This window comes from Pseudomonas sp. AFG_SD02_1510_Pfu_092, assembly GCF_003331055.1.
Classification (GTDB): Bacteria; Pseudomonadota; Gammaproteobacteria; order Pseudomonadales; family Pseudomonadaceae; genus Aquipseudomonas.
The window spans coordinates 14,895-27,682 of the sequence record NZ_PUQD01000040.1; the positions used below are offsets into that span (position 1 = coordinate 14,895).

The following is a 12,788-nucleotide window of genomic DNA, read 5'->3' on the forward strand; positions in this document are numbered from 1 at the left end:
AGGTCTCGTTACTGGTCGGAGCCGGAGAAGATCGCCTTCACCGAACTGTCGATGGTCTGTTTCACGCCCTGGTTGTCAGGCGCGGTCTGCGCACCGCTGCCGACGTTGAGGTCGAGGGTGCCGTCGGTATTGATCTCGCCGTTCTGCCTGGCATGGAAGCTGAACTGCTCGCAGCTGATGTTGATCTGGCCGCTGGCGTTCAGCTCGATCACGCTCTTGCCGCACACCAGGCGCAGGTTTTCCCCTACTTCGATCAGGTAGCTGGTGCTGACGCTGTCGGTCTTGCTGGCGCCGACCAGCAGCATGTCGTCGCGGCGCACGGCGCGGATGCGGTCCTGGCCGATGGTGATGGTTTCCAGCATGCCGACGGTCTGGGTGCGGTTGATGCCGACCGCCAGCGTCTCGCACTGCTCGACCACGGTGTCCATGTTGCGCTCGGCGTGCACGTACAGCTGCTCGGCGCCCTTCTTGTCCTCCATGCGGATTTCATTGAAGTTGGCCGGGCTGCCGCCCTTGCTCGAACGGCTCTTCATGCCGCTTTGCGTGGCATTGGCGGGCAGGTCGTAAGGCACGCTCTGCTCGGCGTTGTACACCCGGCCGGTGATGATCGGCCGGTCGGGGTCGCCTTCGAGGAAGCTGACGATCACCTCCTGGCCGATCCGCGGGATCTGCATCGAGCCCCAGTTCTTGCCGGCCCAGGCCTGCGACACGCGAATCCAGCAGGAGCTGTTCTCGTTGGACTGGTCGTGGCGGTCCCAGTGGAAGTGCACTTTCACCCGGCCATACTGGTCGGTCCAGATTTCCTCGCCGGCGGGGCCGACCACCACGGCGGTCTGCGGGCCCTTGACGATCGGCCGCACGGTGCTGCATTCGGGGCGGAAGCTCTGCTGCGCGTCGATGCAGCTGAGGTTGCTCTCGAACTGCGCGGCGCCGCTGCCGGTACCGCTCTCCAAACGCTCCTGATGCACGTAGTAGCGCGCGGCGACGATCAGGTATTCGCGGTTCTGGTCCTGGCGGGTGAAACCGCCGAGGCTGAACAGGTGGCCGCTGCCCAGGCCACGGGCGTTGCCGCGCAGCTCGACGCGCTCGTGCAGGCTTTGCAGCGATTCCAGGCGCGTACGCGCGTAATGCTCGCCGTCCTGGCTTTGCTGGTAGGCGCCGGGGTAGTCGTACAGCGGGTAATCCCCGGCCTGGTGCGGGCGCGGCATGGCCGAGCGCACATCGATGCGCGCGCTGGGGCGCTGGAAGTCGTAGTCGTTGAGTTCCAGCGAACCGGGCTGGACTTCCTGGGCCAGGTGCCAGTCGTTGATGTGGTCGCGCTCGCGATGCTGCCCGTCCGGCGGGTAGTAGGGCACGCTTTCGTAGCCCGGCACCTGCGGGTGCGCGCCGTAGGCATCGGCCAGCACCAGCACGTGGCGCTGCGCTTCATGGCGGAAGAAGTAGTAGATGCCTTCCTCTTCCATCAGCCGGCTGACGAAATCGAAGCTGGTCTCGCGGTACTGCACGCAGTACTCGCGCTCGCGGTAGCTGCGGCTCAGGGCATCCTCGAAATCGGAAAAGCCCAGGTCGCGGAACACCTGCTTGATGATCTGCGGCGCGCTCAGGTGCTGGAAAATGCGGCAGTCGCTGGTGCGGGTCAGCAGCCACAGCCAAGGCCGCAGGGTGACCCGGTAGCTGGCGAACTGGCCCTGATCGACCGCCTGGCTGCAGCGGGCGACGATGCCATGGAAGTAGCGAGAGGTGCCCAAGCCCTGTTGCACGCTCAGGCTCATCGGCTTGCCCAGCAGGGCGTTGAGGTCGATGGCCGGGTCGTCGCTGGTCAGCCGCAGCTCATAGTCGAACAGGCGGCCGAGTTCGTCGCTGCCGCCCATTTCGGCCAGGATCAGCTTGTCCGGCCCCAACGGGCTGTTGATCTGCGCCAGGCGCGTGAACTGCGTGAACAGCATGGTCGGTCCTGTCAGTCGGCTGCGCCGAAGTCATAGTGCAAGTCGTTGTCGCGGCGGCTGATGCGCACGCTGGCCAGCGGCTTGCCTTCGAGCATGCGGGTGAGGAACTCGCGGCTCATGTCCGGCAGCAGGCCGTTGGTGAGGATGGCGTCGATCATGCGGCCACCGCTTTCGGTTTCGCTGCAGCGCGAAACGATCAGCTCGACCACGCCGTCGTCGTAGGCGAAGCCGACCTTGTGCGTGCCTTCCACGCGCTTGCGGATGCGCTCCAGCTGCAGGCGGGTGATGGCCTTGAGCATGGCGTCGCTGAGCGGGTAGTAGGGGATGGTCATCAGGCGGCCGAGCAGCGCCGGCGGGAAGATCTCCAGCAGCGGCTGGCGCAGCTGGCTGGCGACCGTGTCCGGGTCGGGCAGGGCCTGCGGGTCGTTGCAGGTGCGCGCGATCAGCTCGGTACCGGCGTTGGTGGTAAGCAGGATCAGGGTATTGCGGAAGTCGATCTGGCGGCCTTCGCCGTCTTCCATCACGCCCTTGTCGAACACCTGGAAGAAGATCTCGTGCACGTCCGGGTGGGCCTTTTCCACCTCGTCCAGCAGCACCACGCTGTACGGCCGGCGGCGCACCGCCTCGGTCAGCACGCCGCCTTCGCCGTAGCCGACATAGCCGGGCGGGGCGCCCTTGAGGGTGGACACGGTGTGCGCTTCCTGGAACTCGCTCATGTTGATGGTGATCAGGTTCTGCTCACCGCCGTACAACGCCTCGGCCAGGGCCAGTGCGGTCTCGGTCTTGCCCACGCCGGAGGTGCCGGCGAGCATGAACACGCCGATCGGCTTGTTCGGGTTGTCGAGGCCGGCGCGGGAGGTCTGGATGCGCTTGGCGATCATCTTCAGCGCGTGGTCCTGGCCGATGATGCGCTTGGCCAGCAGGCTGTCGAGGTTGAGCACGGTCTCGATCTCGTTGCGCGCCATGCGCCCCACCGGAATTCCGGTCCAGTCGGCCACCACCGAGGCGACGGCCTGGTAATCCACGGTTGGCAGAATCAACGGGCTCTCGCCTTGCAGCGCGCTCAGGCGCTGTTGCAGGTCGGCCAGTGTTTCGCGCAGTTCGGGGTTGCCAGGCAACGCCGCGTCCTGGTCGACCACACCGGCCTGCTCGCGCAGCTGCGCGCGGGTGGCCAGCAACTGATCGACCAGGGCCTTTTCCTCGGCCCAGCGGTTTTCCAGGGTGGCCAGGCGTTGGCGCTCCTCGGCCAGCAAGCTGTCGGCCTGGGCCTGGCGCTGCCCGGTGGCCACGCCGATGGCGGCTTCGCGGGCGATGATCGCCTGTTCGACCTCCAGCGCCTCGATGCGCCGGCGGCTGTCATCGACCTCGGCCGGCACCGCGTGCAGGCTGATGGCCACGCGCGCGCAGGCGGTATCGAGCAGGCTCACCGACTTGTCCGGCAGCTGGCGCGCCGGGATGTAGCGGTGCGACAGCTTGACCGCCGCTTCAAGTGCCTCGTCGAGGATCTGCACCTGATGGTGCTGCTCCATGGTCGAAGCCACCCCACGCATCATCAGCAGGGCCTTGGGTTCGCTCGGCTCGTCCACCTGCACCACCTGGAAGCGGCGGGTCAGGGCCGGGTCTTTCTCGATGTGTTTCTTGTATTCGGCCCAGGTGGTCGCCGCCACCGTGCGCAGGCTGCCACGGGCCAGGGCCGGCTTGAGCAGGTTGGCCGCATCGCCGGTGCCGGCTGCGCCACCGGCACCGACCAGGGTATGCGCTTCATCGATGAACAGGATGATCGGCTTGGGCGACGCCTGCACATCCTCGATCACCTGGCGCAGGCGCTGTTCGAACTCGCCTTTCATGCTGGCGCCGGCCTGCAGCAGGCCGACGTCCAGGCTGCGCAGTTCGACGTCCTTGAGCGCCGGCGGCACGTCGCCGGCGACGATGCGCAAGGCGAAGCCTTCGACCACCGCGGTTTTGCCGACACCGGCCTCGCCGGTCAGGATCGGGTTGTTCTGCCGGCGGCGCATGAGGATATCGACCAGCTGGCGAATCTCTTCGTCGCGCCCGACGATAGGGTCGAGCTTGCCGCTGCGCGCCTGTTCGGTAAGGTCCACGGTAAAGCGCTTGAGCGCCTCCTGCTTGCCCATCGCCGCCGGCGCCACGGCGCCGCTGGCTTCGCCGGGCAGCGCAGCGCTGAAGCCGTCGGTGGCAGCCAGGTGGTTTTCCGGCGAGTCGCCCACGTACTCGCTGAAGCGTTCGCTCAGCGCCTCGACCTTCACTTTGCCGAACTCGCTCGACAGCCCCAGCAGGGCATGGCGCAGGCTCGGGGTCTTGAGGATGCCGACCAGCAGGTAGCCGGTGCGCACCTGGCTTTCGCCGAACATCAGGCTGCCGTATACCCAGCCGCGTTCGACGGCTTCTTCCACCTGCGAAGACAGGTCGGTGATCGACGTCGAACCGCGCGGCAGGCGGTCCAGCGCATCGGTCAGGTCACGGGCCAGGCGCGCCGGCTCGATATCGCACTGGCGCACGATGCGGTGCAGGTCGCTGTCCTGCAGTTGCAGCAACTGGTGCAGCCAGTGCACCAGCTCGACATAGGGGTTGCCCCGCAGCTTGCAGAATACCGTGGCGGCCTCGATGGCCTTGTAGGCGACGCTGTTGAGTTTGCCGAACAGCGCGGCGCGGCTGATTTCACCCATGGTCCTGGTTCCTTGTGTGGTGGGCGGCGGCCGGCTGGTCGGCGTAGTACCGGGCCAGCTTCAGGTCGCGTGCATCGTGCGGAGGGCGGCCGAGCCAGGTGTCGAAACCCAGGCGTTGGCCGGCATTGAGTTGCAGCGCAGGCACCTGGTCCTGCGCGAGAATCAGGTTGAGGTCCCAGTCCAGTTCCTGGCCCAGGTACTCGGCGACCCAGGCCGCCAGCTCGACGAAAGCCTGCCCGCCGGGCAGCAGGGCGTGGTACTGGTCGAGGCTGAGCGGGCCCAGGCACAGGCGGAACTTGTGCTGGCGGTCCCAGACGTAGCGGCCCAGGCACAGGTCCGTGCCCAGGCGGTTGGCGCGCACGCCAAGCTGGCTGCGTTCGGGCAGCTCGAGCCATTGGCCGACGTATTCTTCCAGCGTCACCGGCACGCCGAAATAGCCGCCAAGGATGCTGCACAGGCCGTCCGGGTAGCGGGTTTGCGCGCTCAGGTGGCCCGACCAGTGCAGTTTGCCGGTGTCGGCCAGCGCGCCCTGGCCTTGCAGCTCGGGCTGGCCACGGCCACTCAGCGCCGCCAGGCGCGCGGCCCAGTAGTCGTCGCCCGGGCGGTCGTGGCTGACCGTCGGGCGCGCTTCGGCCCAGGCGCGGTAGAACAGGCTCAGCAGGCGGTGATGGAAGACGTCGAGGAACGCCTTGCTGGTCGCGTCGGCGTGGTTGCGCTGGCGCTCGCGCATGTATTCGGTCAGGTGCAGCGGCAGCGGCCCGTTGGGGCCACCCAGGCCGAAGAAGAACTGCTCCAGGCGCGCCGGCTGGTCGCCGTCGGCACTGACCGCAGCCAGGGTCGCCGGGGCGAACCCGCAGTCCAGGCGCTGGCCCAGGCGCACCGGCTCGTCGGCCAGGCGCAGGGAATGGCCGAAGCGTGGCAGCTCGGGGTTCTGCGCCTCGAGGCGGCGCAGCGCCTGGAAAAAATCGTACGCCCAGGGCTGCGCCTGCATGGCCTGCAAGGTATTCATAAGGTCGGCCTGCGCCCGGGTTTGGCGGCCCAGCGCATGATCTCGCCACGTTCGCTGGTGCGCAGTACGGTTTCGGTGAAGCTGTTGATCGATACGTAGCGGGTCAGAAAACGTTCGAACACCGCACCCAGCAGGAACACGCCGGTGCCGCGGAAGGCGTTTTCATCGAAGGTCAGGGTAATTTCCAGGCCACGTCCGAACACGATCGGCCCCGGCATCGGCAGGCGCCGCGTGCAGGGTTTGCTGCTGACCTCGCGCAGGCCGTCGATCTGCAGGTTCAGGGCACTGTCCTGCGGGTCGCCGTACAGGCGCAGCAGTTCGCGCAGGGCAGCGGCGCCCTGGCCGTGTTCGGCCAGCGACAGGTAGTTCAACGACAGCTGGCTGATCAGGCGCCAGGCGCGGTTGTCGTGGGCATGGCTGGCCTTGGGCCGGCTCGGGCCGGCCAGGCAGCGGATGCCCGCCACCGGCGCGCTGTCGGCCAGGCTGAAGTCGCTGCGGCCATCGCCCACGTTCATGAACAGCGGCAGGTCGCGGTTGCTGCACAGGGCGCTGATGCCCAGCTGGCGCAGGTCGTGGCGGTACGGCGCCTGCTGGCCGTCGACCAGGCTGATGAACGTCTCGCTGCCCATGTAGCTGGAGCGGGTACCGTTGCGCCGCTGGTCGCTGGACAACACCCGCGGCTCGCGGCGCACGATGTAGTAGGCCTGGTCGCGGCCATAGCGCGACGGGTCGCGCACGGCGTAGAACGGCAGGAATTCCTGGTCCGGGCCGGTGCCGTGGCCGGTGACCCGCTGCAGCGAGTGAATCTCGAAATCGGTGGGCCGGGTGCGGTCGGCGATCACGTGGTGCTCATGCACCCGATCGGTCAGGTGCAGGCGGTCGACCCGGCGCGGGAACAGGTTGATCGCCGGGGTGCAGAACGGCACGAACTGGCTGGCGCCGACGCTGCTTTCCAGGCTCTGGTCGAAACGCTCGAACAACACCAGCACTTCCAGCGTCTGGCCGCTGCAGCGCTGCACCGCCCGCTCCAGCCCGGCGAAATCGACGAACAGAAAGCGCTGCGGCAGGGCGAAATATTCCTGCAACAGGCGGTAGCCCTGGAACGCCTGTGGCACCACCGGCAATGCCGCCTCGCGGTCGTCGAAGCCACACGGGCGCAGTGCCTGCTCGACGGGAATACGCTCCACCCAGTCCGCGCCGGGTTGGCGCACGAACACCGCGCAGGCGCTGCCCAGCAGTTGTTCATAGAGGCGGAACGGGGTTTCGTCGGCACCGTTGAGGTACAGCGGCAGATGGCTGAGCGGCAGGCTGGCGAACGGCACCTCGGCGCCACTGCGCAAGGTCAGGCGCAGGCCGGCGCGGGCCTGCGGCACGCTGCTGGCCAGGCGCCCGAGCACCGCACCGGGGTTGCCGAAGTAGTCGGCGGCGGCCACTTGCAACGGCCACAGGGTGACGTCCTGGGTGCTGCGGAACTCGCACGGGGTCTGCGAGTTGCGCCCCAGGTTGGCGCGCAGCACGCTGTCACGCGGCAGGCGGAAACCGCCGGCCAGCGAACCCTCGTCGGGGTCGGTCTGCAGTTGCACTACGGTCATCGACGGGGTCGGCGCCAGGTAGTGCGGGTAGGCGATTTCCAGCAGGTTGTGGGTGAAGGTCGGGTACTCGGCATCGAGCTTGAGCTGCACCCGGGCGGTGAGGTACGCGAAGCCTTCGAGCAGGCGCTCGACATACGGGTCGGCGCACTCGATGCCGGACAGCGTCAGGCGCCCGGCAATTTTCGGGTACTCCCTGGCGAACTCCGCGGCACTCTCGCGAATGTGCTGCAACTCCTGGTTGTACAGCTCGAGCAGGCGCGGGTTCATGCACGCCTCCGGCGTTCGGCGGGGGCCACACGCACATGCCCGGACTCCAGGTCGACGTCGGTCTGCAGCAGCAACGGCAGCGCCGCCGGCTGGGCCCACAGGTCGCCTTCGATCTCGAAACTCAAGGCGTTGGCGTTCATCTCGCCGGGCGCGGCCTGGGCCCGCACCTTGAGGGTGTGGGCGAGAATGCGTGGCTCGTAGGTGGCAATGGCCTGGTGAATGATGCGTTCCAGGGCGGCCAGGTCGATGTTCGAGGCACTGTTGCCGGCCAGCGCCGGCAGCCCGTAGTTGACCACCGAGGCCCCGGCCGGGGTACCCAGGGTGGTGGCGCTGTCGAGCAGCGAAGTGGTGTTGAGCAACCAGGCGAGGTCGCGCAGCACCGAGGCCTTGAGCTGGTGCAGGCTGAGCACGCGCTTGTCCGGGGCTTCCTGCGGGTTGCCCGGGTCGTCGTCGGTCAGGCGGTCCAGCAGCGACGGCTGCAGGCGGTCGCGGGCGGCGATCTCGGCTACCACTCGAACAGCCCCACGAAGTTCTTCTGGTCCACCGGGCCGCGCGAGCAGCTGCCGCCACGGGCCAGGATGGAGGGCTCCAGGCGCGTGCCAAGCTGGCGCACGGCCTGGAACTGGCTGTCGCAACGGCCAGGTTGCGCCGGGTCTGGCTGCACATGGCTGACAATGATGATTTGCGCACCCTTGAACTGTTCGACGCGTGGCTTGCCGCTGTCGCGCTCCGGGCTGAGCTGGCAGGGCCAGGGCATGTCCAGTTGCAGCAGCGAGGCATCGGCCTTGCGCAGCGCGCAGCGGCCCTGGTGGTTAACCAGCGCAAGGGTGTGCCCGCCCAGGGTCACCTCAGGCGCCGCGCCCGACGAGGCAGCGGGCGCCTGGGCACAGGCATTCAAGGCGAATGCGAGCAGCAGCGCCGGCAGCAGGGTTGTGCATGCAGGTCTCATTTCAGCTCCCAGAACCAGACAGCCTTGGAGCGGTGCGCCTGGTCGGCGAAATAGCCCGTGACCCGGCCTCGGTCCCACAGGTCGATGTGGTCGCCGGTACGGTTGTCGAAGGCCTGCCCGGCACGGGCGAAGCAGTCCTTGAAGAAGATGATGCCGCGCTTCTCGCTGAGCTTGCGGCGGTCGCTGGCGCTGCCGCTCAGTTGCAGCGGTGCGCCGAGGTGGTGCTTCCACAGCCAGTTGGCCAGCGACTCGGCGCCGCGGGCATGGCCATGGGCACAGCGCGGTTCGCTGTAGCTGCCGGCGTTCACCTTGATGGTGTGTTCGCCATTGAGCGCAATGCTCATGCGAATGGCGCACTGGTTGTCCCAGCCGCCGTCGCAAGGCGACGAGTCGGTCGGGTAGGCATTCCACAGGTTGATGAAAGAAGGCTTGGCCATGGGGTTCACCGTAAGCGGGTGAGGTGGGGAAGGGCGCCCGCGCCAGCCAAGGCGGCGCGGGCGCGGTCGGTCAGATCTTGACGTTGGAGCGGATGTTCCAGCCGTACTTGATCGGGCCGCCTTCCTTGCTGCCGTCGGCTTTCTGCGGCTGATAATCGACGGTGACCTTGGCGAAGTTCAGGGTCACGTTCTCGGTCAGGCGGTCGTCGCTGCCCGAGCCACCGGTGCTCAGCGAGCTGATGATGACTTCTTCGAGGTTGATGATCAGGTACTCGACCTGGCTCTCGCCCCCGGCCTTGCGCACGGTCAGCTTGACCTTGTCGATGTGCTTGCCGCTGGAGCAGTGGGCCATCAGGTTGGGGCTGGACTTGTCGATGTACTTGGTGATCGACAGGTCCTGGATGTTGACCTTGCCCGAGCCGCCGCCGCTGCCCATGTGCATGTTGCCGGACTGGGACATGCCCCAGCTCCAGTTGAGCACGTCGATTTCGTCCTTGTGGGCCTTGTCGTGGGACTCGCCCTTGATGTCGCCGATCTTGATGAAAATATCTACAGCCATGATGTCCTCGGTGTTACGCGTCAGGTTGGCGGTTGGGTGCAGGTGGGGCTGTCAGGCAGCCCCGGGGGCGGTCAGGCCCCTTTGGCCGAAGGCAGCTTCGATACCAGGCGCAGCGACACGGTCAGCCCTTCGAGCTGGTAGTGCGGGCGCAGGTAGAAGCGCGAGTTGTAGTAACCCGGGTTGCCTTCGACGTCCTCGACCACGACCTCGGCCGCTGCCAGCGGGTGCTGGGCCTTGGTGGTCTCGGTGGAGTGCGCCGGGTCGCCGTCGACGTAGTTGAGGATCCAGTCCTGCAGCCAGCGCTGCATCTCGTCCTTCTCCTTGAACGAGCCGATCTTGTCGCGAACGATGCACTTGAGGTAGTGCGCGAAGCGGCAGGTGGCGAACAGGTACGGCAGGCGCGCGGCCAGGTTGGCGTTGGCGGTGGCGTCCGGGTCGTCGTACTCGGCCGGCTTCTGCAGCGACTGGGCGCCGATGAAGGCGGCGAAGTCGGTGTTCTTCTTGTGCAGCAGCGGCATGAAGCCGTTCTTCGCCAGCTCCGCTTCGCGGCGGTCGGAAATGGCGATTTCGGTCGGGCACTTCATGTCCACGCCACCGTCGTCGGTGGGGAAGGTGTGCGCCGGCAGGCCCTGCACTTCGCCACCCGACTCCACGCCGCGGATGCGCGAGCACCAGCCGTAGTGCTTGAACGAGCGGTTGATGTTCACGGCCATGGCATAGGCGGCGTTGGCCCAGGTGTATTTGCTGCTGTCGGCGCCATCGGTGTCTTCTTCGAAGGCGAAGGCCTCGACCGGGTCGGTCTTGGCGCCGTATGGCAGGCGCGCCAGGAAGCGCGGCATGGTCAGGCCGATGTAGCGCGAATCTTCCGACTCACGCAGCGAGCGCCAGCCAGCATATTCCGGGGTGGTGAAGATCTTGGTCAGGTCGCGCGGGTTGCTCAGCTCCTGCCACGAGCCCATGCCCATCACGGTCGGCGAGGCGGCGGCGATGAACGGCGCGTGCATCGAGGCGCAGACCTTCGACATCTCGCCCAGCAGCTCGACGTCGGGTGGCGACTGGTCGAAGTAATAGTCGCCGACCAGGCAGCCGTAAGGTTCGCCGCCGAACTGGCCGTACTCTTCTTCGTACAGCTTCTTGAACACCGGGCTCTGGTCCCAGGCGGTGCCCTTGAACTTTTTCAAGGTCTTGTGCAGGTCGGTCTTCGACACGTTGAGCACGCGAATCTTCAGCTGCTCGTCGCTTTCGGTGTTGTTGACCAGGTAGTGCAGGCCGCGCCAGGCGCTTTCCAGCTGCTGGAAATCATCGTGGTGGATGATCTGGTTGACCTGGGCGGTGAGCTTGGCGTCGATGGCGGCAATGATCTGCTCGATCGAGCCGATGGCGTCGTTGGACACCAGGTTGGTCTGCGCCAGCGCCTGCTCGGCCAAGGTACGCACGGCGCTTTCCACCGCTTCCTTGGCGCGTTCGGTCTTGGGTTTGAACTCCTGCAGCAGCAGGCTGGCGAATTCGCTCGGGTCCTGGGTGGCGCCGGCCGGCTGGGCCTGGGCTTCGCGCAATGGGTCGTTCATGGGCTGTCTCCTCAGGCCTTGGGCTCGTTGTCGACGGGTTTCGGCGCGCTGGCCAGGGCCTGCAGCAGGGCCGGGTCCTTGATGGCCTTGAGGATGATGTCCTCGGCACCGGTCTTGCCGTCCATGTAGGTCAGCAGGTTGGCCAGCTGGGTGCGCGCCTCGAGCAGCTGGTTGAGGGCATCGACCTTGCGGGCCACGGCGGCCGGGCTGAAGTCGTCCATGCTCTCGAAGGTGATGTCCAGGCTCAGGTTGCCTTCGCCGGTCAGCTCGTTGGGCACGTTGAAGGCCACGCGTGGCTTCATCGCCTTCAGGCGCGAATCGAAGTTGTCGACATCGATCTCCAGGAACTTGCGTTCGGCCACCGCAGGCAGCGGTTCGGCCGGCTTGCCGGCGAGGTCCGACAGCACGCCCATGACGAACGGCAGCTGGACTTTCTTCTCGGCGCCGTAGAGTTCGACGTCATATTCGATCTGCACCCTCGGCGCACGGTTGCGCGCGATGAATTTCTGGGAGCTGTCTTTCGCCACGTTGTTCCTCCTGGTCGCCGGTGCGGCGGCGCTGTTCGTTGCGGGCGTCGGTGTTGATGCGGGCCGAGGGCGTCAGTTGTCCTCGGCGCCGCGCAGGTTCTCGAATTGCGACCAGCCATCGGGGATCAGGTCGCGGACAATGGTTGCGAAATCGGCATTGACCAGCCGCTTCGCCCGGTGCAACAGCACCGGCAGCGGGCTGGAGGGCTCGTGGCGCGCGTAGTACTGCAACAGCCGGTCGAGGCTCTGCTGCACATCCTCGCGGCTGTTGACTTCGCCCGGGCGGGCGGCAGGCCGGGCGCTGGGGCTGGTGGCGGCGGGCGGCGCTTGCTCGCTGATGGTGGCCGGTGTGTCGGCGGCGGCCAGGGCAGGGCCTGCGCCGGCCGGGGCGTAGTCGGCGAGCACCTGCTGCACCTGGCGCAGCGGCTGGCGCAGGGCCGACAGGTCGACGCCACTGGCCGAGCCGACCTGGTCGTTGACCCGCTGTTCGATGGCGTCCACCGCCTCGCGGGCCAGTTGCAGGGCCGCCTGGCACTGCTGCAACTGCTCCTCGTCAGCGTCACGCAGGGCGGCGGCCAGTTCCTCGGCGCTGAGCTGTTCGCTGGCGAAATGCTGCACGCCGGCGGCATGCAATGCGGCGCGCAGGGTGACCGGGCCGAAGGCGCGCGAGCGCACCAGCACGGCGTCGCGCAGCAGGGCGATGTTGGTGTCGCAGGTCAGGCCGGCCAGGGCATTGACCCGTACCGTGGGGTCGTTGTCGTCGGCGGCGTCCAGCTGCGGGTGCAGGTACAGCCAGTACTCGGCGAGCAGGTCGCGGATCAGTTCCAGGCTGGCGGCCAGGCCTGGCAGGCCATGCAGGGCGAGGTTGGCCTGCAGCAGAAAATGGGTGATGCGCAGGTCCTTGCTGCGTTGCAGCAAGCGGCTGCAGGCCTGCTCGATGTCGCGCCACTGCGGCGGTTCGGCGGGCTGAACGGCATCGCCCATGACGCGCTCGGGGCGGCCCTGGGCATCACGCTCCAGTTGCAGAAACTCGGCGTCATATTCGAGGTCTTCGCCGCAGGGGAAGTCAGCGGAAACAGCGGCGAGCAACGGCGATGCGTTCACCAGAATTCGATCTCCCTATCGGCCCTTGGTGAGGGCGTGTTCTTGTGCGAAGTTGCAAATGTGAACTGGCGCACAAACTTTTCAACGTGTGCCGAGGTGATATCACGGTGATATTATTTTGGCACTTCGAAGTTGCGCATTTA

11 protein-coding genes are annotated in these 12,788 nt (G+C 67.0%); all 11 read right to left on the reverse strand.

The window, feature by feature from the left end:
* Window positions 1–8: 8 nt before the first annotated feature.
* The 11 genes from C6A77_RS16915 to tssA all read right to left on the reverse strand — a co-directional run bounded on the left by C6A77_RS16915 (window position 9) and on the right by tssA (window position 12,645).
* The gene (locus C6A77_RS16915; protein WP_114170487.1) at window positions 9–1,946 is read right to left on the reverse strand and encodes a type VI secretion system tip protein VgrG; all 1,938 of its coding nucleotides are present in this window, start codon (window positions 1,944–1,946) and stop codon (window positions 9–11) included.
* A gap of 11 nt (window positions 1,947–1,957) precedes the next feature.
* Window positions 1,958–4,633, reverse strand: a complete 2,676-nt coding sequence (gene tssH / locus C6A77_RS16920) for a type VI secretion system ATPase TssH (protein WP_114170488.1) — start codon at window positions 4,631–4,633, stop codon at window positions 1,958–1,960.
* The gene (gene tssG / locus C6A77_RS16925) at window positions 4,626–5,642 is read right to left on the reverse strand and encodes a type VI secretion system baseplate subunit TssG (protein ID WP_114170489.1); all 1,017 of its coding nucleotides are present in this window, start codon (window positions 5,640–5,642) and stop codon (window positions 4,626–4,628) included. The genes tssH and tssG overlap by 8 nt, the downstream gene beginning before the upstream one ends.
* Complete coding sequence (gene tssF, locus C6A77_RS16930) at window positions 5,639–7,501, reverse strand: type VI secretion system baseplate subunit TssF (RefSeq protein WP_114170490.1); 1,863 nt, start codon at window positions 7,499–7,501, stop codon at window positions 5,639–5,641. Before tssF ends, tssG begins: the two co-directional genes overlap by 4 nt.
* Window positions 7,498–8,013, reverse strand: coding sequence for a type VI secretion system baseplate subunit TssE (gene tssE, locus C6A77_RS16935; RefSeq protein ID WP_114170491.1), 516 nt, complete (start codon window positions 8,011–8,013; stop codon window positions 7,498–7,500). The genes tssF and tssE overlap by 4 nt, the downstream gene beginning before the upstream one ends.
* The gene (locus C6A77_RS25795; RefSeq protein ID WP_178082389.1) at window positions 8,007–8,450 is read right to left on the reverse strand and encodes a hypothetical protein; all 444 of its coding nucleotides are present in this window, start codon (window positions 8,448–8,450) and stop codon (window positions 8,007–8,009) included. The genes tssE and C6A77_RS25795 overlap by 7 nt, the downstream gene beginning before the upstream one ends.
* Complete coding sequence (locus C6A77_RS16945) at window positions 8,447–8,887, reverse strand: type VI secretion system amidase effector protein Tae4 (protein ID WP_114170492.1); 441 nt, start codon at window positions 8,885–8,887, stop codon at window positions 8,447–8,449. Before C6A77_RS16945 ends, C6A77_RS25795 begins: the two co-directional genes overlap by 4 nt.
* Before the next feature lie 70 nt (window positions 8,888–8,957).
* Window positions 8,958–9,446, reverse strand: coding sequence for a type VI secretion system tube protein Hcp (locus C6A77_RS16950; protein ID WP_114170493.1), 489 nt, complete (start codon window positions 9,444–9,446; stop codon window positions 8,958–8,960).
* A 71-nt stretch (window positions 9,447–9,517) separates the two neighbouring features.
* Complete coding sequence (gene tssC / locus C6A77_RS16955) at window positions 9,518–11,014, reverse strand: type VI secretion system contractile sheath large subunit (RefSeq protein WP_114170494.1); 1,497 nt, start codon at window positions 11,012–11,014, stop codon at window positions 9,518–9,520.
* Between the two features lie 11 nt (window positions 11,015–11,025).
* Window positions 11,026–11,541, reverse strand: coding sequence for a type VI secretion system contractile sheath small subunit (tssB, locus tag C6A77_RS16960; protein ID WP_025340314.1), 516 nt, complete (start codon window positions 11,539–11,541; stop codon window positions 11,026–11,028).
* A gap of 72 nt (window positions 11,542–11,613) precedes the next feature.
* A complete protein-coding gene (gene tssA / locus C6A77_RS16965; protein ID WP_114170495.1) occupies window positions 11,614–12,645 on the reverse strand; it encodes a type VI secretion system protein TssA in 1,032 nt (343 codons plus the stop codon).
* Between the last annotated feature and the right edge of the window lie 143 nt (window positions 12,646–12,788).